We start from the raw sequence: 20,732 nt of genomic DNA, 5'->3' as shown, positions 1-20,732 counted from the left end.
TTGTGGCTGCCCCATTCAAAGGAGAAAGAGAATGAAGATTGTGGAAGTGAAACACCCACTCGTCAAACACAAGCTAGGCCTGATGCGCGAGCAAGATATCAGTACTAAACGCTTCCGTGAACTCGCCTCCGAAGTTGGCAGCTTACTGACCTATGAAGCCACCGCCGATCTGGAAACCGAAAAAGTGACTATTGAAGGCTGGAACGGCCCGGTAGAAATCGACCAGATCAAAGGCAAGAAAATTACCGTTGTGCCAATCCTGCGTGCGGGCCTGGGCATGATGGACGGCGTGCTGGAAAATGTTCCAAGCGCGCGTATCAGCGTGGTGGGCATGTATCGCGACGAAGAGACGCTGGAGCCGGTACCGTATTTCCAGAAACTGGTTTCCAATATTGATGAGCGCATGGCGCTGATTGTCGACCCGATGCTGGCAACCGGCGGTTCGGTTATCGCCACCATCGACCTGCTGAAAAAAGCGGGCTGCAGCAGCATTAAAGTTTTGGTGCTGGTCGCGGCGCCAGAAGGTATCGCCGCGCTGGAAAGCGCGCACCCGGACGTTGAGCTGTACACCGCGTCAATTGACCAGGGGTTAAACGAGCAGGGATATATCATTCCTGGCCTCGGCGACGCCGGTGACAAAATCTTTGGTACCAAATAAGAAAATAAATCATAAAGAGCCGACTTAAGAGTCGGCTTTTTTTTGAATAAAACTAAATGCAAAATCTAATAACACTGACACTGAGGAAAACATTATGACGCGCCGTGCTATCGGAGTGAGTGAACGACCGCCACTATTACAGACGATCCCGCTTAGCTTGCAGCACTTGTTCGCCATGTTTGGCGCCACCGTTCTGGTGCCCGTTCTGTTTCACATCAACCCGGCAACCGTGCTGCTGTTCAACGGCGTCGGCACCTTGCTCTACCTCTTTATCTGTAAAGGTAAAATTCCGGCTTATCTGGGATCGAGCTTTGCGTTTATTTCACCGGTTATGCTTCTGCTGCCGTTGGGATACGAAATGGCACTCGGCGGTTTTATCATGTGCGGCGTGCTGTTCTGCCTGGTCTCGTTTATCGTTAAAAAAGCCGGGAGCGGCTGGCTGGATGTGATGTTTCCTCCGGCGGCGATGGGCGCAATCGTTGCCGTCATCGGCCTTGAACTGGCGGGTGTCGCGGCAAACATGGCGGGCCTCTTGCCAGCAGAAGGGCAATCGCCGGATAGCAAAACCATTATTATCTCCATGGTAACGCTTGCGGTAACGGTATTTGGTTCAGTTCTGTTCCGCGGCTTCCTTGCCATTATTCCTATTCTGATTGGTGTTCTGGTGGGCTATGCGCTCTCCTTTGTGATGGGCGTTGTCGATACCACGCCGATCGCGCAAGCGCACTGGTTCGCGCTGCCAACGTTCTATACTCCGCGCTTCGAGTGGTTCGCTATTCTGACGATTCTGCCTGCGGCGCTGGTGGTGATTGCCGAGCACGTCGGCCACCTGGTGGTAACGGCGAATATTGTCAAAAAAGATCTGATTCGCGATCCGGGCCTGCACCGCTCTATGTTTGCTAACGGTCTGTCGACGGTAATCTCTGGCTTCTTTGGTTCCACGCCGAACACCACCTATGGCGAAAACATCGGCGTAATGGCGATTACCCGCGTCTACAGTACCTGGGTAATCGGCGGCGCGGCGGTGATTGCTATACTGCTCTCCTGCGTCGGGAAACTTGCGGCGGCTATCCAGATTATCCCGCTGCCAGTGATGGGAGGCGTTTCTCTGTTACTGTACGGCGTGATCGGCGCATCCGGTATTCGCGTTCTGATCGAATCAAAAGTTGACTATAGCAAAGCGCAAAACCTGATCCTGACCTCCGTGATTCTGATCATCGGTGTTAGCGGCGCGAAAGTGCACATTGGTGCTGCTGAGCTTAAAGGCATGGCGCTGGCGACCGTAGTGGGCGTCTGCCTGAGCCTGATCTTCAAACTCATTAGCGTGCTGCGTCCGGAAGAAGTGGTGCTGGATGCTGATGACAGCGACGTCTCCACCCGCTGATCCTCTGACCGGGCGGTGCGCCGTCCGGTTCTCTCATGGGATAATTCTGTGATAAACTCATCGCGTTTTTACGTAAGCTCATGAAGAGGTCCCTCTGAACGCACCGGCACAGCTCTCTTTGCCACTCTATCTTCCCGACGATGAAACCTTTGCGAGTTTCTGGCCGGGTGATAACCCTTCTCTCCTTGCAGCCGTGCAAAACGTCCTGCGCCAGGAACACAGCGGATACATCTATCTTTGGGCGCGGGAAGGGGCAGGGCGTAGCCATCTGCTGCACGCAGCCTGTGCGGAACTCTCGGCGCGCGGTGATGCCGTAGGTTATGTTCCTCTGGATAAACGTACCTGGTTTGTACCGGAAGTACTGGAAGGGATGGAACAGCTTGCGCTGGTGTGTATTGATAACATTGAGTGCGTCGCCGGAGATGAACTCTGGGAGATGGCGATTTTCAACCTGTATAACCGGATCCTCGAAACAGGGAACACCCGGCTGCTGATCACCGGCGATCGTCCGCCGCGTCAGCTTAATCTCGGTTTGCCGGATCTCGCTTCTCGTCTCGACTGGGGGCAAATATATAAGCTTCAGCCGCTCTCTGATGAAGACAAACTACAAGCGTTGCAACTGCGCGCGCGTCTGCGCGGGTTTGAACTGCCGGAAGATGTGTGTCGTTTCTTGCTTAAACGGCTGGACAGAGAGATGCGTACCCTGTTTTTAACGCTCGACCAGCTGGATCACGCGTCGATTACTGCCCAGCGAAAACTCACGATTCCGTTTGTAAAAGAGATCCTGAAGCTGTAGCGGTTAGTGCGTGCTTGTGCCCGACAGTTCGGTATCTGAGACGCCGGTGATTTCTTTCACCAGCACGGGTTCCATTCCGTTTTTCAGCATCGCAAGCGCAATACGTCGCGCTTCTTCACTACGTCCTTTCTGTTGCCCCTCTTCAACTCCTCTGGTCCAGCCTTTCTGCTCGAGATATTCAGCAATAGTCATTAGCGTTCCCTCATGATGTGACGTGCGCTGAGAAAGCTCCTGAAGAAGCTTCTCAGGATTCTCGGCTGTGCCGGTATGCAGCATGTAATTCAGAATGGCAACCAGTCGATCCTTGCTAGTGTATCCCATCGTTAAAAGTGCGGCTAGCGGGGCGATTTGCTCGGAAAGATCCCGCAATCGGATATGTTTTTGCAGCAGTTCGAGCGTGGCAACGCGCCGGTGCTGCATAATTTCGCTATCGGGGACAACGGTGATATCCACCAGTGGAAAAGGCTGGCAATAGAGTCGCTTAGCCAGATCCGGGTCAGAAAACCCATCAAGCCAACGCAGGCTGTAGGGGTAGGGCGTGGCTTCGCCATGATAAAACAACAGGGGAATAACAATAGGCAACTGTTTATTTTTGGCATCCAGATGCCGCTGCATAACGTCCAGTGAATAGCGCAGCATCCGAAAGGCCATGTGTTTTTCCGGACGACTTTGATGCTCAATCAGTGTGTAGATATAGCCATCGCCCGCCTGCGTTTTCACCGAATAGAGAATATCTGAAATGCGCGAACGCAGATTCTTCTCCACCATACTGGTGGCTTCCAGCTTTAAACTGCTCAGATCGCAAATGGCGCGTAACGGAGCGGGCAGATAAATGTCGAGAAAATCACGGGCCGTGTCTACGTGGGCCATGAAATGTTTAAAAATCGCGTCGTGCGGCGTGGATGTGCTTTGCTCTTGCATAACTCCCTCCATGGGATGCTAACCGTTGGAGGAACTCTGGCAGGAGAGAGACAAGACGACAATATGACGATTTGCAGGTTGCGAGACGCTATCAGAACCCTGTTTATTCGCATGCAACGTTGCATAAGAACGGCGTGGATGCTCGCATTTCAGAGGCCATAAGGCGGACGCAGCCGGCAAAAGGCGGCTGCGACAAACTCACATTAGCTAACGATTTCCAGAACCTGCTCCGGCGGGCGACCAATACGCGCCTTGCCGTTGCTGACCACGATCGGGCGTTCAATCAGCTTCGGATTCTCAACCATCGCCTGAATCAACTGCGCTTCTGTAAGCTGGCTATCGGCCAGATTCAACGACTTATAAAGATCTTCTTTCTGGCGCATCAGCTCGCGTGCGCTGTTCATGCCCAGCATTTGCAGCAACTGCTTAATGCCCTGCACATCAGGCGGCGTTTCCAGATAAAGCACCACTTCCGGCTCCACGCCGTTAGCTTTCAACAGGCTTAAGGTTTCGCGGCTCTTGGAACAGCGCGGGTTGTGGTAAATTTTTACCGCATCAGTCATAAAATCTCCCGTGTGTCTGACGTTCATACGTTCCCGCTTACATTTTCGTATAAGGGCGGAAACGTTCCTGTAATTGGCGAAGCTGGTCGATACGCGCATCGTAGCGCGCCTGTTCCAGGCTTCTGAGTTTGACCTGGGCGCTGGCGCTGCTCAGCAGGGAAATCGCCTGGTCGAGGCGTCCAACCAATGCCATATTCTCGGCTCTGGCGGCCAGTTCCTGATCGCGATGGCCCAGTTTGGCCTGCGCCTGTGCCAGCAATTCCCAGCCGTTGGTATCGTCTTTATAGTTAAACGTGTAGCGGTTAAGAATGGTCACCGCTTCGGACGCCTGGCCTGCTTCCAGCAGCGCGTTCGCCAGGTTAAGCTGCAGTACCGGGTTGGTGCGCAGGTCGCGCGCGCTTTTCAGGCGACTAATGGCATCAGCGGCTTTGTTCTGGCCGAGGTCGATATCGGTCGCCAGGTCAAGATACCATGGGTTCTGCGGGTCGGCTGCCAGCAGCGGGCGCAGCAGGCTACTCGCCTGAGCGTTGTTCTTCGCTTCCATCGCCTGAAGTGCGCGGCCATACTGCGCGGCATTTTGTTCGCGAATATTACCTTTCGACCAGGCATCGAGCAGGTCGCTGGTCAGCTGATTTTGCCCGGAGTTATACATCCCAAGCGTACGCGCTTTCGCCAGATAGAAATCGGCGGAGGATTGCACCACCATTGGTTTCATCTGGTTGGCGCGGTTGCGCGCGTCGGCCAGACGGCTTTCCGGCAGGGGGTGGGTCAGCAGCATTTCCGGTGGACGCGAGGAGTAGCGCGCCTGATCGAGCAATTTATCCATGAATGCCGGCATCGCCTGCGGATCGAAGCCGGATCGTTGTAACACCTGAATCCCGATACGATCCGCTTCTTCTTCATTCTGACGAGTGAAGCTGATCATGCTCTGTTGCGTTCCGGCAAGAGTACCGCTCAGCGCCGCCATCCCAGCCTGCGGGCTGGCCATCGCCAGTAGAATTGAGCCTAACGCGCCGACCCAGGTAAGCGGGGCGTTACGTTTCTGATCTTCCATCGCACGCGCCAGATGTCGCTGGGTGACGTGGGAGATTTCGTGCGCCATCACCGAGGCCAGTTGGCTTTCATTATCGGAATAGCGGAACAACGCCGAGTGCAGCACCACGTTCCCGCCGAAGAAGGCGAAGGCGTTGATATCGTCGTTGTTGATTAAATAGAAGTGGAATGGCGTACGCACCGACCAGGCGTGCGACACCAGACGCATACCCAGGGTATTGATGTACTGCACCAGCAGGGGATCATTAATCAGCGGTGCGCTGCCGCGCAGCTGGCGTACGTAGAAATCCCCCATTTGCATCTCCTGACCAATGGAGAGCGTGCTTCCTGCGGAGGTGCCCATATCTGGCAACGTATCAGCCGCATCCGCAAATGCGGGGGCCGCCTGGCCGAGAGTGAGCGTTGCAATAAGGGATGCCACCAGCGTTTTTTTCAACTGCCTGAACATAACCTCTGTCCTGTAATGTGGGATGTTTCAGTTTGACCGACAGGGCGGCGTTACGTTCCCTGCGTGACTGCTCAGGCAGTTTATCTGGCCTCACAGAGGTTGAAAATGATATTCACATAACTTTTGCTGTTTGTGTCTATAAATAGAAAAAGCGAAGTCTTTTCTGTGACATTTAGATACAATTCGGGCACTGTGATCCGCCAATGTGCGTCAGGGAAGTGTTTATGCTCGAAATGTTGATGCAGTGGTATCGCCGCCGTTTTAGTGACCCGGAAGCGATAGCGCTGCTGGTTATTCTGGTGGCCGGTTTCGGTATCCTGTTTTTCTTTAGCGGTCTGTTAGCACCGCTGCTGGTGGCGATTGTTCTCGCGTATTTGTTGGAATGGCCCACGATTCGTCTGGAGAAGCTTGGCTGTTCGCGACGCTGGGCCACCACGGCTGTGTTGGTCGTCTTTGTCGGCATTCTGCTGCTAATGGCATTTGTGGTCATGCCAGTAGCCTGGCAGCAGGGAATCTATCTGATTCGCGATATGCCTGGCATGCTCAATAAACTTTCTGATTTTGCCGCCACCTTGCCGCGTCGCTATCCGGCGCTGATGGATGCGGGCATCATTGATGCGATGGCAGAAAACATGCGCGCGCGTATGCAGACCATGGGCGACTCGGTGGTGAAATATTCCGTGGCGTCGCTGGTCGGGCTGCTGACGCTGGCGGTCTATCTGGTGCTGGTGCCGTTAATGGTCTTTTTCCTGGTGAAGGATAAAGAGCAGATGCTGAACGCCGTGCGCCGCGTACTGCCGCGTAATCGCGGCCTGGCCGGGCTGGTCTGGAAAGAGATGAACCAGCAAATCACCAACTATATCCGCGGCAAGGTGCTGGAAATGGTGGTGGTCGGCGTGGCGACCTGGATAGGCTTTATCCTGTTTGGCCTCAATTATTCGCTGTTGCTTGCGGTGCTGGTGGGGTTCTCTGTTCTGATTCCCTATATCGGCGCGTTTGTCGTGACCATTCCCGTGGTGTGCGTGGCGCTGTTCCAGTTTGGCCTGGGCACCGAGTTCTGGAGTCTGTTTGCGGTGTACCTCATTATCCAGGCGCTGGATGGAAACCTGCTGGTACCTGTGCTCTTCTCGGAAGCGGTGAATTTGCATCCGCTGGTGATTATTCTGTCGGTGGTGATTTTCGGCGGGCTGTGGGGATTTTGGGGCGTGTTTTTCGCCATTCCGCTGGCGACGCTGATTAAAGCGGTGGTGCATGCCTGGCCGGATGGTCTGGTGGCCGACGAAGAGTAAATAAAAAGCCGACGTGAAAACGTCGGCTTTTTTACATCAGGCGCTCTCTTTGAGCCAGTTCAGCACCACATCGTGGTGATTGCTGGTTTTGAAATCATCAAAAACGTGCTCAACTTTCCCATCAGCGTCAATCAGGAAGCTGATACGATGGATGCCGTCATAGGTTTTACCCATAAAGGACTTCTCGCCCCAGACGCCAAACTGCTCGCAAACCTGATGATCCTCATCGGACAACAAGGTGAAGTTCAGCAGCTCTTTTTCAGCAAAGCGGGAGAGTTTTTCTGGCTTATCGGTGCTGATGCCCAGCACTTCGACGCCCGCTTTTTTCAGTTCATCCATATTATCGCGCAGACCGCAGGCCTGCACGGTGCAGCCCGGCGTCATGGCCTTCGGATAGAAATAGACCAGTACGCGTTGTCCCTGGAAGTCGGTCAAATTTACTTGCTCGCCGTCTTGATCGGGCAAACTAAATTTCGGTGCGATGTCACCGGCTTTCAGAGGGTTCATTAGGCAACTCCATCTTGTTCGTCATGCTGAGAATGATTTATGACGTTTATACTGCCTTGTGCATTCAATTCTGTACATAGGGCTTTAAACGCTTGCTCAATATTTGATGCATTTTTCGTAGCCGGGCTGTGTGCGGTTATCTGAATAAACAGCTGTGGCTGCGTATTTTCATCGCCGGGTTGGGTGCGGGAAACCAGCTCCGCAATGTTCATCTCCCATGAGTCGATAAGCGCGGTGAAGCGTTCGATAATATGGGGAGAATCAGGCACCTCAACCTGCACCCATACGGTGGAAGGCATTGACGGGCGCGGTCGCGCGGTGGTGCGCTTCATCACAATCAGCAGATCCAGTTCTGCCCCTTTCAACGGCAGGGTGGATTCAATCAAGGTGATCGCGTTCCAGCTACCGGAAAGCAGCATGATGAAGGTGAACTCATCGCCCAGCATGGCCAGCCTGCTGTCCTCAATGTTACAGCCGCAGCTACTGACGTGACGCGTAATGGTATTGACAATGCCAGGGCGATCGGCCCCCAGAGCTGTAATGACCAAATAGTGTTGTAATGTGGCTGTCAAACCGGTGCTTCCTTCAAAAAGGTGAGGTATTCCTTAGGAAAGCATAAAAAAAACCGGCATACAACATTCTGAGGGGCTTCAGTCGCTTGCTTTTATTACAGTTCCAAACGTACCATTGAGACTCATGTCCGCACGTCAGCACAGAGGATGGCCCCATGTTCACGGGAAGTATTGTAGCGCTTGTCACGCCGATGGATGAGAAAGGTAATGTCGACCGTTCAAGCCTGAAAAAACTGATTGATTACCATGTCGCCAACGGGACCTCGGCGATTGTATCTGTAGGGACGACAGGAGAATCGGCGACGCTTGGCCACGATGAGCACGGCGATGTCGTGATGATGACCGTAGAGCTGGCCGATGGCCGTATTCCGGTTATCGCAGGCACCGGGGCGAACGCCACCGCAGAGGCGATAAGCCTGACCCAGCGCTTCAATAACACCGGCGTTGTCGGCTGCCTGACCGTGACCCCTTACTACAACCGTCCTACTCAGGAAGGTCTGTTCCAGCACTTTAAAGCGATCGCAGAACATACTGACTTGCCGCAAATTCTGTATAATGTGCCGTCTCGTACGGGTTGCGATATGCTGCCAGAAACCGTGGGTCGCCTGGCTGAAATAAAAAATATTATCGCAATCAAGGAAGCAACAGGGAACTTAAGTCGTGTTCACCAGATCAAAGAGCTGGTTTCAGACGATTTCATCCTGCTGAGCGGTGATGATGCCACGGGGCTGGATTTCATGCAGCTTGGCGGTCAGGGTGTGATTTCCGTCACTGCAAACGTTGCTGCACGTGATATGGCAGAAATGTGTAAACTGGCCGCCGCGGGCGAGTTTGCAAAAGCGCGCGTCATCAACCAACGTTTGATGCCGCTGCACAATAAATTATTTGTCGAACCCAATCCTATCCCGGTTAAATGGGCATGTAAGGAGTTGGGGCTTGTAGCAACCGATACGATGCGTTTGCCGATGACACCTATCACCGACCATGGTCGTGATATCGTCGCCTCAGCAATGAAGCACGCCGGTTTGCTGTAAAGTTTAGGGAGATTTGATGGCTTACTCAGTACAGAAGTCGCGCCTGGCAAAGGTTGCGGGTGTTTCACTTGTCCTGCTGCTTGCAGCGTGTAGTTCCGACTCGCGTTATAAGCGCCAGGTGAGCGGCGATGAATCCTATCTGGATGCCGCGCCGTTAAGTGAACTTCACGCGCCGGCTGGCATGATCCTGCCGGTTCAACGCGGTGATTATAACATTCCGGTTGCTAACGGTAGCGGCGCAGTAGGTAAAGCCCTGGACATCCGTCCGCCGGCACAGCCTCTGGCGCTGGTTTCTGGTGCGCGCACGCAGTTCACGGGCGATACCGCCACGCTGCTGGTCGAAAGTGGCCGTAGCGGTAACCTGTGGCCGCAGGTAGTGAGCATCCTTCAGGGTAAAAACTACACCATTGATAAGCGTGATGATGCCACCCAGACGTTAACCACCGATTGGGTTGAGTGGAACCGTCTCGATGAAGACCAGCAGTACCGTGGTCGTTATCAAGTCTCCGTGAAACCGCAGGGCTATCAGCAGGCGGTCGTGGTGAAACTGGTTAACCTGGAACAAGCGGGCAAACCGGTTGCCGATACCGCATCGCTGCAGCGCTATAGCGCCGAGATGCTGAACGTGATTTCCGCCGGTCTCGATCAGAAAGCTACCGCCGCGCAGAATGCTTCACAAAGCGCGGCAGGCTCCACCTATGACGTGCAGAGCGCAGCGGATGACACTGGCCTGCCTATGCTGGTGGTGCGCGGCCCGTTCAACCAGGTATGGCAACGTCTGCCTGGCGTGCTGGAAAAAGTGGGCATGAAAGTGACCGACAGCACCCGTTCTCAGGGCAGCATCAACGTGACCTACAAGCCGCTGTCAGACAGCAGCTGGCAGGAACTGGGCGCAAGCGATCCGGGTCTGGTCTCCGGTGATTACAAACTGCAGGTTGGCGACCTCGATAACCGCAGCAGTCTGCAATTCATCGACCCGAAAGGTCATACGCTGACGCAGTCTCAGAACGACGCGCTGGTCGCCGTCTTCCAGGCAGCATTTAGCAAGTAATATTGAGGGCTGGAGTAATCCGGCCCTTTTTTCTGATATGATACGCAAACGTGTGCGTCGGCAGAAAAGCGCGATTTTATAGTTAAATTCCACCAGGAGTAATAAAGATGCAAAAGCAAGCTGAGTTGTATCGTGGTAAAGCGAAAACCGTCTACAGTACGGAAAACCCGGACCTGTTGGTGCTCGAATTCCGTAACGATACGTCAGCAGGTGACGGAGCGCGCATTGAGCAGTTCGATCGTAAAGGTATGGTGAACAACAAGTTCAACCATTTCATTATGACCAAACTGGAAGAAGCGGGTATCCCGACTCAGATGGAACGTCTGCTCTCTGATACCGAATGTCTGGTTAAAAAACTGGATATGGTGCCGGTAGAGTGCGTGGTGCGTAACCGTGCGGCAGGCTCGCTGGTGAAACGCTTAGGGATTGAAGAAGGCATCGAACTGAACCCACCGCTGTTCGACCTGTTCCTGAAAAATGATGCGATGCATGACCCGATGGTCAACGAATCTTACTGCGAAACCTTTGGCTGGGTGAGCAAAGAAAACCTCGCACGTATGCAAGAACTGACCTTCAAAGCAAACGATGTCCTGAAAAAAATGTTTGATGATGCGGGCTTGATCCTGGTCGATTTCAAGCTGGAATTTGGTTTGTACAAAGGCGAAGTTGTTCTGGGTGATGAGTTCTCGCCGGACGGTAGCCGTCTGTGGGATAAGCAAACCATGGATAAAATGGATAAAGACCGTTTCCGCCAGAGCCTGGGTGGCCTGATTGAAGCTTACGAAGAAGTGGCGCGTCGTCTGGGTGTCAACCTGGACTGAGTCTCCTGAGTCACTGCATCGCAGAGGGTGCCTGCACCCTCTGAATTTCCCCGTTATTTCCTGTGGTAATCCTCGTCTGAACCGCCTACGATCATAACTATAATTAATAGGATAGGTTCGAGGTAGATATGCGTTGGCAAGGTCGTCGCGAAAGCGACAATGTTGAAGACAGACGAAATGATTCCGGTTCGCCGATTTCAGGCGGCGGGCGAAACATTCGTATTCCCAGCGGGAAAGGCGGCATCATTCTGTTGATTGTCGTGGTTGTCGCGGGCTATTACGGCGTCGATCTCACAGGCTTTCTGACCGGGGAACCTGTATCCCAGCAATCCTCCCAACAGCGGACCGTTAGCCCTCAGGATAACGAAGCCGCCAAATTCACCTCGGTGATACTTGCGACCACCGAAGATACCTGGACCCAGCAGTTTGAAAAAATGGGTAAAACCTATCAGGTGCCGAAACTGGTGATGTATCGCGGCGCGACGCGCACGGGCTGTGGTACCGGCCAGTCGGTCATGGGCCCCTTCTATTGCCCGGCGGACACCACGGTATATATCGATCTCTCTTTCTACGATGATATGAAAGAGAAACTGGGCGCGGATGGCGATTTTGCCCAGGGCTACGTGATTGCGCATGAAGTAGGGCACCACGTGCAAAAACTGCTGGGTATCGAACCAAAAGTCCGTCAGATGCAGCAGAATGCGTCCGAATCACAAGTCAATCAACTCTCTGTGCGTATGGAACTGCAGGCGGATTGCTTTGCGGGCGTTTGGGGCCATGCGATGCAGCAGCAGGGCGTGCTGGAACCGGGCGATTTGGAAGAGGCGCTGAATGCGGCACAGGCCATTGGTGATGATCGTCTCCAGCAGCAGAGCCAGGGGCGCGTGGTGCCGGATAGCTTCACCCACGGCACATCACAGCAGCGTTATACCTGGCTGAAACGTGGCCTGGATAGTGGTGACCCGGCGCAGTGTAATACGTTCGGCAAAATGCTGTAAGTTGATGAATCGCAATCATGGATGAACTTTTGACCCTCGCGCCGCGCATGGCGCGGGAAGGTGTACGCCGCTTGTTGGTTATTAGCGGCGAGTCACACTGGGTACAGCAGCAGGCGCAAGCCTTTCGTGACGACGCGCAGACAGACGTACTGTGGGTGGGGCCTGAAGCGCAAGCCGAGCCGTACTGCGCGCCAGCAAAACTGGTGACGCTGCTCGGGCGTGAGTTCCAGCACGCCATCTTTGATGCCCGCCACGGTTTCGATGTCTCGGCTTTTGCCGCGCTCGCCGGTACGTTGCGTGCCGGAAGCTGGCTGGTGCTGCTGGTGCCGGAATGGGCGCGATGGCCACATCAGCCGGATGCCGATTCCCTGCGCTGGAGCGACTCGCCAGAAGCGATTGCTACGCCGCGCTTTGTTGACCATTTTTGCAGAATACTGTGCGAAAACCCTGAAGCGCTGCTGTGGCGACAGGGTGATGTATTCCCCGTTGTCAACTTTCCCTCGCGGCCACACTGGCAACGCGTCAGCGGTGAGCCGGATGCAGAGCAAGCTGCGATCCTTAACGCGCTGGCGGATAATCCCTCGGGCATTACCGCCATTACCGCCGAGCGCGGGCGGGGAAAATCGGCGCTGGCGGGGATGCATATCCGCAGCCTGAAGGGGCGAGCCATTGTGACCGCGCCGACGCGGGCCTCTGCTGACGTCATTGCTGCTTTTGCCGGCGAGCGTTTTCACTTTATGGCACCGGACGCGCTGCTGGCCTCTGCTGAAACCGCTGACTGGCTGGTGGTGGATGAAGCCGCCGCGATCCCCGCACCACTGCTGGAACAACTCGCCTCACGATTCCCACATCTTTTACTGACCACCACCGTGCAGGGCTATGAAGGCACGGGACGGGGATTTCTGCTGAAATTCTGCGCGCATTTCCCCACGCTACGGCAATTTACGCTCAATACGCCCGTTCGCTGGGTGCAGGGCTGCCCGCTGGAAGTGGTGGTAAATGATCTGTTGATTTTTGCTGACGATAGCTTTACGGTTCCCCCGTCCGGCCCGTTAAGTTTCAGGGCGATAGAACAGGTGCAATGGCTGTCGGAACCTCAGCTCCCCACGGCGATGTACCAGCTACTTTCTGGTGCGCACTACCGCACTTCACCGCTCGATTTGCGGCGGATGATGGATGCGCCGGGGCAACACTTTATCGCTGCCGATACGCCGAATGGCCTCGCAGGCGCGCTGTGGCTGGTGGATGAAGGTGGATTGACCGCCGAATTAAGTCAGGCGGTCTGGGCGGGTTTTCGTCGACCGCGCGGTAACCTGGTGGCGCAGTCGCTCGCCGCGCATGGCGGAAGCCCGCTTGCGGCAACCTTGATTGGTCGGCGCATTAGTCGGGTGGCAGTACACCCTTTGCGCCAGCGCGAGGGTATCGGTTCTGCGCTCATCGCCCGTGCCTGTAAAAACGCCTCGGGCTGCGATTATCTCTCCGTCAGCTTTGGCTATACCGAAGCACTCTGGCAGTTCTGGCAGCGCTGTGGTTTTACCCTGGTGCGCATCGGCACGCAGCGCGAAGCCAGCAGCGGCTGTTATGCGGCGATGGCGATGTTCCCACTCACCGATGCTGGAAAATATCTGGCAGAGCATGAGCATTTGCGTTTATGCCAGCAGTGGCGCTGGCTGCAGGGGTGGGTTGATGAGAAATTGACGCTGCCGCAGGGGCCGGAGGCTATGCTTAATGATGAAGCGTGGTGGGATCTGGCGGGGTTTGCATTCGCCCATCGCCCGCTGCTGGCTACGCTGGGTAATCTGCACCTGTTGGTTTCTCTCAGCCCGTTGCCGTTGCTGGCACTGCGGCGCAGGCTGGCGCGGGAAAATGAAGCGGCGCTTTGTACGGCGTTGAATCTCCATGGGCGTAAAGCGCTGCTTGTACGTCTGCGTGAAGAGGTGGCGCAGGCGATGTGTGACCTTGACCACGAACGTACCGGGCAGCTTCGCGAACGTATAAAGCAGGTGCAATTTTTTTAACTATCTCATTCAGTTAAATGGCATGGTCATTCTTTTCGGCCAGCGTAAACTGAGCGGTAACAAAGGAGATAGCCATGAAACACGATCATTTTGTCGTTCAAAGCCCCGCTAAACCCGCGCAACAGCTGCTGCTGTTGTTCCATGGCGTGGGTGATAACCCGGTGGCAATGGGGCAAATTGGCAGTTGGTTCGCGCCGCTGTTTCCTGATGCGCTCATCGTAAGCATCGGCGGCGCAGAGCCTTGTGGCCCGGCACCGGCGCGTCAATGGTTCTCTGTGCAAGGCGTGACCGAAGAGAATCGGCAGGCACGCGTTGATGCGATTATGCCAACCTTTATCGAAATCGTTCGTTACTGGCAAAAACAGAGCGGCGTTGGCCCACTGGCAACCGCGTTAATAGGGTTCTCGCAAGGCGCGATCATGTCACTTGAAAGCATTAAAGCGGAACCCAATCTGGCATCACGCGTCATCGCCTTTAATGGTCGTTATGCGACGCTGCCTGAAGCCGCATCGACATCCACGACGGTGCATTTGATTCACGGTGGTGAAGACCGGGTTATCGATCTTGCGCATGCTGTGGCGGGTCAGGAAGCCTTACTGGCAGCAGGCGGGGATGTAACGCTCGATATCGTAGACGATCTGGGGCACGCGATTGATGAACACAGTATGCAGTTTGCGCTCGATCATCTGCGTTACACCATTCCGAAACATTACTTCGATGAAGCGTTAAGCGGCAGTACGCCGAAGAATGACGATCTCATTGAGATGCTTTAAAACAAAACGGGCCGGATTTCCGGCCCGTTTATTGTTACGGTTTTTTTGATTGATCGTGCTTCGGCCAATCGTCGTCTTCGTCCCACTTCGCGTTATTGTCGCGATGCGGAGGAAGCTCCGGCTTATTGGCGAGGAATTTCTTGTGATCGACGCGATTGAGATCTTTAATCACGTTGATCATCACGCCAACCAGAAACACCAGTACCAGAACCCACCAGTATTTTGACAGCCAGTCCATGTGCGTTACCTCTTAAATGTGTTGTCAGGCGACAAGCTGTTCCATAATGCGCTGATACATTCGCGCCAGCAGTTGCAAATCGGCAGCGTTCACACATTCATTGATTTTATGAATAGTGGCGTTGACTGGACCCAGTTCCACCACCTGTGCGCCCATTCTGGCAATAAATCGACCATCCGATGTGCCGCCCGTCGTCAACAGTTGCGGTTTAATTTCATTATAGTGCGCAATGGCGTTGACCACCGCATCGACCAGTTTACCGCGTTCGGTCAGGAACGGCTGCCCGGAAATCCACCACTCGACGCTGTAGCGCAGCTGATGTTTTTCCAGCAGCGCAATTACGCGCGCCTTGATCATTTCATCGGTCAGTTCGGTGCTGAAACGGAAATTAAACTGCACGAACAGATCGCCTGGAATCACGTTGTTGCTCCCGGTACCAGCCTGAATATTTGCTATCTGCATGCTGGTTGGCGGGAAGAATTCGTTCCCCTGATCCCACTCAACCGCCACCAGCTCATTGAGCCACGGGGCGGCGCGGTGAACCGGGTTATCGGCCAGATGCGGGTAGGCGACGTGTCCCTGAACGCCGTGAATGGTCAGGTTGCAGGTCATCGAACCGCGACGGCCATTTTTTACAACATCGCCGACCACTGCCGTGCTGGACGGTTCGCCCACCAGGCAGTAATCCAGACGCTCGTTGCGCGCCATCAACGCATCAACGACTTTCACCGTGCCATTTGTGGCGCTGGCTTCTTCATCGGAGGTGATGAGAAACGCCAGGCGCCCCTGATGATTCGGGTTCTGCGCCACGAAACGCTCGGCGGCAACCACCATTGCGGCCAGTGAACCTTTCATATCTGCCGCGCCACGACCAAACAGCATCCCGTCACGGATGGTCGGTTCGAAGGGAGGGTTGATCCAGCGATCCGCATCGCCGGAAGGCACGACGTCCGTATGACCGGCAAAAGCCAGTGTCTCTCCCTGACCGCGCCACGCCCAGAAATTCTGCGTATCGCCAAAATCCATATGTTCAATGGTAAAACCCGCTGCGCGCAGGCGTTCAATCATTAGCGCCTGGCAGCCCGCATCATCGGGGCTAAGGGAAGGGCGGCGAATAAGCTGCTGAGCCAGCTCAATGACCGGGCAAGACATAGACTACACCTCATTGATTAACTGCTGATGTTTGCGTGTTTTCTTTATCGGTACGAAGTCAGTTTGCGTGCTCCGCACCGAGCGTGCTGTTGCTGACAGGCGGTTTATTGACCGGCTGCCGGGGCGATGTCGGCAAGCCACTGGCTGTAACGTTCATCACTAAAACCCAGCAGCATAGGCTGTGCGGGCGCGCAGAGCAATGGGCGTTTGATGATTGCTGGCATTTCGAGCATCAGCGCCGCGGCGCTATCCGCGTTATTGATACTGGCGCGAACGGATTCATCCAGTTTACGCCAGGTGGTGCCACGCGTATTGAGCAACGCTTCCCAACCCAGTTCATTTATAAAGGTGGCTAATAATTCTGCCGTTAATCCATCGGCGCGATAATCGTGAAAAAGATAGGTGACCTGGTGTTCATCCAGCCAGCGACGGGCTTTTTTTATGGTGTCACAATTTTTAATTCCATACAGAGTGATCATGTATTGGCATCCTTATTTTTATCGATTAGCAGGTTTAATGAGAGAACAAATATACACGGAATACTCTTAGCAATCCGTATTATCAATTAATTCAGCGGGATTTCCAAAGGTAAGTGAATAATTTTTCACTGACGGTGCATACTATTTCTGCTGAAAGCCGGAAAGGTAAGTTATTGGCAGGAAAGATGAACATGCAAACAGAGGATGTTGTCGAGGGGGAATCACGCCCCGGCGCTTCCACTATGGCCGTTATAACAGCTTCTGACCGCTGTTTTTCTTCAATAAATGCGGTGCGGATAAACTATTTCAAAATGTTGCTGTGTATCACATATTTTTATATTGGGCAGGCCCATAGTTACCGCAAGAAGTAAAAGCAGTCCTGGAGGCAACAATCATAGAAATAGGGTAAACGATCTTCACAGGCCATAAAATTCCACGTAAGATAAGCATAATAATAAGAGAGGCTGTTATGATTGAACGTGAACTGGGGAACTGGAAAGATTTTATCGAAGTTATGCTTCGTAAATGATTCCAGCATTGTGAGTTAAGGGCGCGCTGTTCTTCTTCTCATTATATGTACGGATGTACAAATAAAAAGGCGACTTTCCAGTCGCCTTTTTTGTTGGCTACAAGAACGGTTATTCCGCTTTCTCTTTCAACGGGAAACGACGTCGCACCAGTACAAAGAACAGCGGCACAAAGAAGATGGCAAGAACCGTTGCGGAAATCATTCCGCCCATCACACCTGTACCCACGGCGTGCTGTCCGCCAGAGCCGGCACCGGTGCTGGTGGCCATGGGTAGCACACCGAAGATGAATGCCAGCGAGGTCATCAGAATCGGGCGCAGACGCTGACGGCAGGCATCCAGCGTCGCCTGAAGCAGGTCTTCCCCTTCCTGGTTTCGCTCGTTAGCAAATTCGACAATCAGGATGGCGTTCTTCGCCGATAGCCCAATTACGGTCAATAGCCCCACCTGGAAGTAGACGTCGTTCTCCAGTCCGCGCATCCAGGTTGCCAGCAGCGCGCCGATAACCCCCAGCGGCACCACCAGCATCACCGAGAACGGTACTGACCAGCTCTCATACAGCGCGGCCAGGCAGAGGAACACCACCAGCAGTGAGATAGCATAAAGCGCCGGAGCCTGCGCACCGGAGAGCCGTTCCTGATAGGACATCGCCGTCCATTCGAGGCCAAAGCCCGCCGGAAGCTGGCGCACCAGATTTTCCATGATATCCATTGCCGTCCCGGTACTGACGCCCGGTGCGGCTTCACCGACAATTTCCAGCGCCGAATAGCCGTTATAACGCTCCAGACGCGGCGAACCGGTTTCCCAGCGCGACGTGGCAAAGGCGGAGAACGGCACCATCTGACCGGACTGGTTACGCACATACCACAGGTTGATATCTTCCGGCAGCATACGGTATTTCGCCGCCGACTGAACGTAGACTTTCTTCACGCGGCCGCGATCCATAAAGTCGTTCACATAGCTTGAGCCCCATGCGGTTTGCAGAGTGTCGTTGATATCATCAATCGACACTCCGAGGGCCTGCGCTTTACGCTGATCGATATCAACCTGCAACTGCGGGCTATCATCAAGACCGTTATGGCGCACGCGCGTCAGTTCCGGATTTTTTGCCGCCATTTCCAGCAACTGATCACGCGCAGACATCAACGCATCGTGGCCTGCACCCGCATGATCCTGAAGCTCCATATCAAACCCGGCAGAGCTACCCAGGCCGCTAATGGCTGGCGGACTGCTGGCAAAGACGCGGGCTTCATTAATTTTATTAAACGCTTTGGTCGCGCGCTCAATAATGGCGAATGAGGTACCGGTTTTGGCGTCGCGATCGTCCCAGTCTTTGAGACGAATAAACATACGCGCCACGTTCTGCCCATTACCGCCAGGGCCGGAACCGATGGTGGCGAAAATAGAGGTAACGTTATCTTTCTCATTGGCGAAGAAGTAATCTTCAACTTTCTGCACCACTTTCAGCGTTTGCTGTTGCGTCGCGCCGCTGGGCAACTGCACAGAGGTGGTGAACATACCGCGATCTTCCTGCGGCAGGAAGGAGGTGGGGAGACGCAGGAACAGGAACACCATGCCGCCCAGCAGCAGGACATAAATCACAATCCAACGCAGGCTACGATGCAGAATTTTTGCTACGCCCGATTCATAACGACGTGAGCTGGTATCAAAGACGCGGTTAAACCAACCGAAGAAACCTTTCTTCGTGTGCTGGGATTCGCCTTTATGAATAGGTTTGAGCAGCGTAGCGCACAGGGCGGGGGTGAGGATCATCGCCACCAGCACTGAAAGCACCATCGCCGCGACAATCGTAATCGAGAACTGACGGTAGATGGCCCCCGTGGTGCCGCCGAAAAACGCCATCGGGATGAATACCGCTGAGAGCACCATCGCAATGCCGACCAGCGCGCCCTGAATTTGCCCCATCGATTTACGCGTTGCCTGCCGTGGCGTCAGCCCTTCTTCGCTCATGATGCGTTCGACGTTCTCGACCACCACAATGGCATCATCCACCAGCAGGCCGATCGCCAGCACCATCGCGAACATAGTGAGGGTGTTGATACTGTAATCGAAGGCGTAGAGCGTGGCGAAAGTACCCATTAATACCACCGGAACGGCGATGGTGGGAATAAGCGTTGCACGGAAGTTTTGCAGGAACAGGTACATCACCAGGAACACCAGCAGAATGGCTTCCAGCAGGGTTTTTACCACATCGGTGATGGAAGCTTTAACGAACGAGGTGGTTTCGTAAGCGACTTTGTATTCCAGCCCGCGCGGAAAATACTCTTTGAGTTCGTCCAGGCGCGCGATAACCCGTTCCGCCGTCGCCATTTCGTTGGCACCCGACGCGAGTTTCACCCCGAGTCCCGAGGCGGCATTGCGGTTAAAACGGCTCAGGTAGTCATATTTTTCCGCGCCCATTTCCACTTCAGCTACATCGCCAAGCGTCACCACCGAACCATTCTGGTTTACGCGCAGCGTGATGTCGCGGAACTGCTGTGGCGTTTGCAGCAACGACTGCGCGTTGATGGTGGCGTTCAGCGCTTGATTATCAACGGAAGGCGTCCCCCCCAACTGCCCGACGGCGACCTGGGCATTTTGTGAAGAGATCGCATCGGTAACGTCTTTGGTGGTGAGCTGGAAACTATTAAGTTTGGCAGGGTCCAGCCAGATACGCATGGAGTATTGCGAACCGTAGGCGTCAATATCGCCCACGCCGTTAACGCGGCTGAGCGGCTCCTGAATATTACTGGCGACGTAGTCAGCAATATCCTGCTTATCCATGCTGCCGTCCGTGGAGACGAAAGCGATGGTCAGAATGTTGGTATCACCGGTTTTACGCACCGTGACGCCCTGGGTTTGCACCGCCTGAGGCAGTTTACGCAGCGCCGATTGCAGCTGGTTTTGCACCTGCTGGACGGCTTCATCTGGATCGGTGCCCGCAAGGAAGCTGAGCGTCACGCTCGCCTGGCCGGTGGCGCTACTTTGTGATGACATGTACATCAGATTATCGAGGCCCGTCATATTCTGTTCGATAACCTGGGTGACGGTGTTCTCCAGCGTCTGCGCGGACGCCCCCGGATAGTTCGCGGTAATGCGCACGTTCGGCGGCGCAAGATCCGGATATTGCTCAACAGGCAACGAAAAAATAGCCAGGGTTCCCGTCAGACATAACAGGATTGCCAGTACCCAGGCAAAAATGGGGCGATCGATGAAGAAATTCGCCATCAGAAGGAGACCTCGTTATACGTATTTTTAATGACGCCAATGCTCGGAACACTCTAGCCGCAAGGCTCCCGGCAATCGTGGAGAAAATAAGGAGATAGTGTAAATTATCATGCCGCTTTTCTGCATAGGCAGGCATTTTGTCAAGATTTTTACGGGCACGTTACAAGACGTTTTCAGTGGGGATCTTGCCATTAACTGAATGAAACGTAATTTCATTTAAGA

General features: G+C 54.3%; 20 protein-coding genes. 11 read left to right on the top strand and 9 right to left on the bottom strand.

All coding sequences use genetic code 11. The annotated features are described in order from the left end of the window. The first annotated feature begins 31 nt into the window (after positions 1-31). The 3 genes from upp (at position 32) to DBY68_RS02000 (ending at position 2,838) form a co-directional block, all read left to right on the top strand. Positions 32-658 carry a uracil phosphoribosyltransferase gene (upp, locus tag DBY68_RS02010; RefSeq protein ID WP_108473420.1) on the top strand — a complete coding sequence of 209 codons (627 nt, stop codon included), beginning with the start codon at positions 32-34 and terminating at the stop codon, positions 656-658. 94 nt (positions 659-752) lie between these two features. Then, on the top strand, positions 753-2,042 hold the full coding sequence (gene uraA, locus DBY68_RS02005) for a uracil permease (protein WP_108473421.1): 1,290 nt from the start codon (positions 753-755) through the stop codon (positions 2,040-2,042). A gap of 94 nt (positions 2,043-2,136) precedes the next feature. Next, complete coding sequence (locus DBY68_RS02000; protein WP_071843484.1) at positions 2,137-2,838, top strand: DnaA inactivator Hda; 702 nt, start codon at positions 2,137-2,139, stop codon at positions 2,836-2,838. Between the two features lie 3 nt (positions 2,839-2,841). Here DBY68_RS02000 and DBY68_RS01995 read toward each other — a convergent pair whose 3' ends face one another. From DBY68_RS01995 to bepA, 3 genes are all read right to left on the bottom strand, one after another. Then, entirely contained in the window at positions 2,842-3,759 is a 918-nt protein-coding gene (locus tag DBY68_RS01995) for an Rpn family recombination-promoting nuclease/putative transposase (RefSeq protein WP_108473422.1), read from the bottom strand. Between the two features lie 203 nt (positions 3,760-3,962). Next, a complete protein-coding gene (gene arsC, locus DBY68_RS01990) occupies positions 3,963-4,322 on the bottom strand; it encodes an arsenate reductase (glutaredoxin) (RefSeq protein WP_108473423.1) in 360 nt (119 codons plus the stop codon). A 37-nt stretch (positions 4,323-4,359) separates the two neighbouring features. Next, complete coding sequence (gene bepA / locus DBY68_RS01985) at positions 4,360-5,823, bottom strand: beta-barrel assembly-enhancing protease (protein WP_108473424.1); 1,464 nt, start codon at positions 5,821-5,823, stop codon at positions 4,360-4,362. 224 nt (positions 5,824-6,047) lie between these two features. Between bepA and DBY68_RS01980 the strand changes: the two genes are divergently transcribed. Continuing rightward, positions 6,048-7,112, top strand: a complete 1,065-nt coding sequence (locus tag DBY68_RS01980) for an AI-2E family transporter (RefSeq protein WP_108473425.1) — start codon at positions 6,048-6,050, stop codon at positions 7,110-7,112. A 36-nt stretch (positions 7,113-7,148) separates the two neighbouring features. Here the strand turns inward: DBY68_RS01980 and bcp are convergent, their stop codons facing one another. Both bcp and DBY68_RS01970 read right to left on the bottom strand, forming a co-directional pair. Beyond that, complete coding sequence (bcp, locus tag DBY68_RS01975) at positions 7,149-7,619, bottom strand: thioredoxin-dependent thiol peroxidase (RefSeq protein WP_108473426.1); 471 nt, start codon at positions 7,617-7,619, stop codon at positions 7,149-7,151. Beyond that, positions 7,619-8,191, bottom strand: coding sequence for a glycine cleavage system transcriptional repressor (locus tag DBY68_RS01970; protein ID WP_108473427.1), 573 nt, complete (start codon positions 8,189-8,191; stop codon positions 7,619-7,621). The genes bcp and DBY68_RS01970 overlap by 1 nt, the downstream gene beginning before the upstream one ends. 155 nt (positions 8,192-8,346) lie before the next feature. Here DBY68_RS01970 and dapA point away from each other — a divergent pair, with 155 nt between their 5' ends. The 6 genes from dapA to ypfH all read left to right on the top strand — a co-directional run bounded on the left by dapA (position 8,347) and on the right by ypfH (position 14,886). Then, entirely contained in the window at positions 8,347-9,225 is an 879-nt protein-coding gene (dapA, locus tag DBY68_RS01965) for a 4-hydroxy-tetrahydrodipicolinate synthase (RefSeq protein ID WP_108473428.1), read from the top strand. Between the two features lie 16 nt (positions 9,226-9,241). Continuing rightward, the gene (gene bamC, locus DBY68_RS01960; protein ID WP_108473429.1) at positions 9,242-10,276 is read left to right on the top strand and encodes an outer membrane protein assembly factor BamC; all 1,035 of its coding nucleotides are present in this window, start codon (positions 9,242-9,244) and stop codon (positions 10,274-10,276) included. A gap of 107 nt (positions 10,277-10,383) precedes the next feature. Then, positions 10,384-11,097: a phosphoribosylaminoimidazolesuccinocarboxamide synthase gene (gene purC, locus DBY68_RS01955; RefSeq protein WP_108473430.1), complete on the top strand. Its 714-nt coding sequence runs from the start codon at positions 10,384-10,386 to the stop codon at positions 11,095-11,097. A gap of 128 nt (positions 11,098-11,225) precedes the next feature. Further along, complete coding sequence (locus tag DBY68_RS01950) at positions 11,226-12,095, top strand: neutral zinc metallopeptidase (protein ID WP_108473431.1); 870 nt, start codon at positions 11,226-11,228, stop codon at positions 12,093-12,095. 17 nt (positions 12,096-12,112) lie between these two features. After that, positions 12,113-14,113 carry a GNAT family N-acetyltransferase gene (locus tag DBY68_RS01945; RefSeq protein WP_304598572.1) on the top strand — a complete coding sequence of 667 codons (2,001 nt, stop codon included), beginning with the start codon at positions 12,113-12,115 and terminating at the stop codon, positions 14,111-14,113. A 74-nt stretch (positions 14,114-14,187) separates the two neighbouring features. Beyond that, positions 14,188-14,886, top strand: a complete 699-nt coding sequence (gene ypfH, locus DBY68_RS01940; RefSeq protein ID WP_108473433.1) for an esterase — start codon at positions 14,188-14,190, stop codon at positions 14,884-14,886. Positions 14,887-14,920: 34 nt separating this feature from the next. Here the strand turns inward: ypfH and DBY68_RS01935 are convergent, their stop codons facing one another. The 3 genes from DBY68_RS01935 to DBY68_RS01925 all read right to left on the bottom strand — a co-directional run bounded on the left by DBY68_RS01935 (position 14,921) and on the right by DBY68_RS01925 (position 16,755). Further along, positions 14,921-15,124 carry a YpfN family protein gene (locus DBY68_RS01935; protein WP_108473434.1) on the bottom strand — a complete coding sequence of 68 codons (204 nt, stop codon included), beginning with the start codon at positions 15,122-15,124 and terminating at the stop codon, positions 14,921-14,923. 24 nt (positions 15,125-15,148) lie between these two features. Continuing rightward, positions 15,149-16,276: a succinyl-diaminopimelate desuccinylase gene (gene dapE / locus DBY68_RS01930; RefSeq protein ID WP_108473435.1), complete on the bottom strand. Its 1,128-nt coding sequence runs from the start codon at positions 16,274-16,276 to the stop codon at positions 15,149-15,151. 104 nt (positions 16,277-16,380) lie between these two features. Beyond that, positions 16,381-16,755: an ArsC family reductase gene (locus DBY68_RS01925; protein WP_108473436.1), complete on the bottom strand. Its 375-nt coding sequence runs from the start codon at positions 16,753-16,755 to the stop codon at positions 16,381-16,383. Between the two features lie 469 nt (positions 16,756-17,224). Here DBY68_RS01925 and ypfM point away from each other — a divergent pair, with 469 nt between their 5' ends. Continuing rightward, positions 17,225-17,284, top strand: a complete 60-nt coding sequence (gene ypfM / locus DBY68_RS01915) for a protein YpfM (RefSeq protein ID WP_001386977.1) — start codon at positions 17,225-17,227, stop codon at positions 17,282-17,284. Positions 17,285-17,393: 109 nt separating this feature from the next. Here ypfM and acrD read toward each other — a convergent pair whose 3' ends face one another. Beyond that, positions 17,394-20,510, bottom strand: coding sequence for a multidrug efflux RND transporter permease AcrD (gene acrD / locus DBY68_RS01910; protein ID WP_108473438.1), 3,117 nt, complete (start codon positions 20,508-20,510; stop codon positions 17,394-17,396). Positions 20,511-20,732 lie beyond the last annotated feature (222 nt).

Source organism: Pseudocitrobacter sp. RIT415, assembly GCF_003057695.2.
Lineage (GTDB): Bacteria > Pseudomonadota > Gammaproteobacteria > Enterobacterales > Enterobacteriaceae > Pseudocitrobacter > Pseudocitrobacter faecalis.
The sequence above is the reverse complement of the archived record's forward strand: the minus strand, read 5'-3'. Positions and strand labels throughout refer to the sequence as shown.

Excerpts from the sequence above, each read along its gene's own strand:
- upp (WP_108473420.1), top strand. The coding sequence starts at position 32 with ATGAAGATTGTGGAAGTGAAACACCCACTCGTCAAACACAAGCTAGGC.
- uraA (WP_108473421.1), top strand. The coding sequence starts at position 753 with ATGACGCGCCGTGCTATCGGAGTGAGTGAACGACCGCCACTATTACAG.
- DBY68_RS01995 (WP_108473422.1), bottom strand. The coding sequence starts at position 3,759 with ATGCAAGAGCAAAGCACATCCACGCCGCACGACGCGATTTTTAAACAT.
- arsC (WP_108473423.1), bottom strand. The coding sequence starts at position 4,322 with ATGACTGATGCGGTAAAAATTTACCACAACCCGCGCTGTTCCAAGAGC.
- bepA (WP_108473424.1), bottom strand. The coding sequence starts at position 5,823 with ATGTTCAGGCAGTTGAAAAAAACGCTGGTGGCATCCCTTATTGCAACG.
- DBY68_RS01980 (WP_108473425.1), top strand. The coding sequence starts at position 6,048 with ATGCTCGAAATGTTGATGCAGTGGTATCGCCGCCGTTTTAGTGACCCG.
- bcp (WP_108473426.1), bottom strand. The coding sequence starts at position 7,619 with ATGAACCCTCTGAAAGCCGGTGACATCGCACCGAAATTTAGTTTGCCC.
- dapA (WP_108473428.1), top strand. The coding sequence starts at position 8,347 with ATGTTCACGGGAAGTATTGTAGCGCTTGTCACGCCGATGGATGAGAAA.
- bamC (WP_108473429.1), top strand. The coding sequence starts at position 9,242 with ATGGCTTACTCAGTACAGAAGTCGCGCCTGGCAAAGGTTGCGGGTGTT.
- purC (WP_108473430.1), top strand. The coding sequence starts at position 10,384 with ATGCAAAAGCAAGCTGAGTTGTATCGTGGTAAAGCGAAAACCGTCTAC.
- DBY68_RS01950 (WP_108473431.1), top strand. The coding sequence starts at position 11,226 with ATGCGTTGGCAAGGTCGTCGCGAAAGCGACAATGTTGAAGACAGACGA.
- DBY68_RS01945 (WP_304598572.1), top strand. The coding sequence starts at position 12,113 with ATGGATGAACTTTTGACCCTCGCGCCGCGCATGGCGCGGGAAGGTGTA.
- ypfH (WP_108473433.1), top strand. The coding sequence starts at position 14,188 with ATGAAACACGATCATTTTGTCGTTCAAAGCCCCGCTAAACCCGCGCAA.
- DBY68_RS01935 (WP_108473434.1), bottom strand. The coding sequence starts at position 15,124 with ATGGACTGGCTGTCAAAATACTGGTGGGTTCTGGTACTGGTGTTTCTG.
- dapE (WP_108473435.1), bottom strand. The coding sequence starts at position 16,276 with ATGTCTTGCCCGGTCATTGAGCTGGCTCAGCAGCTTATTCGCCGCCCT.
- DBY68_RS01925 (WP_108473436.1), bottom strand. The coding sequence starts at position 16,755 with ATGATCACTCTGTATGGAATTAAAAATTGTGACACCATAAAAAAAGCC.
- acrD (WP_108473438.1), bottom strand. The coding sequence starts at position 20,510 with ATGGCGAATTTCTTCATCGATCGCCCCATTTTTGCCTGGGTACTGGCA.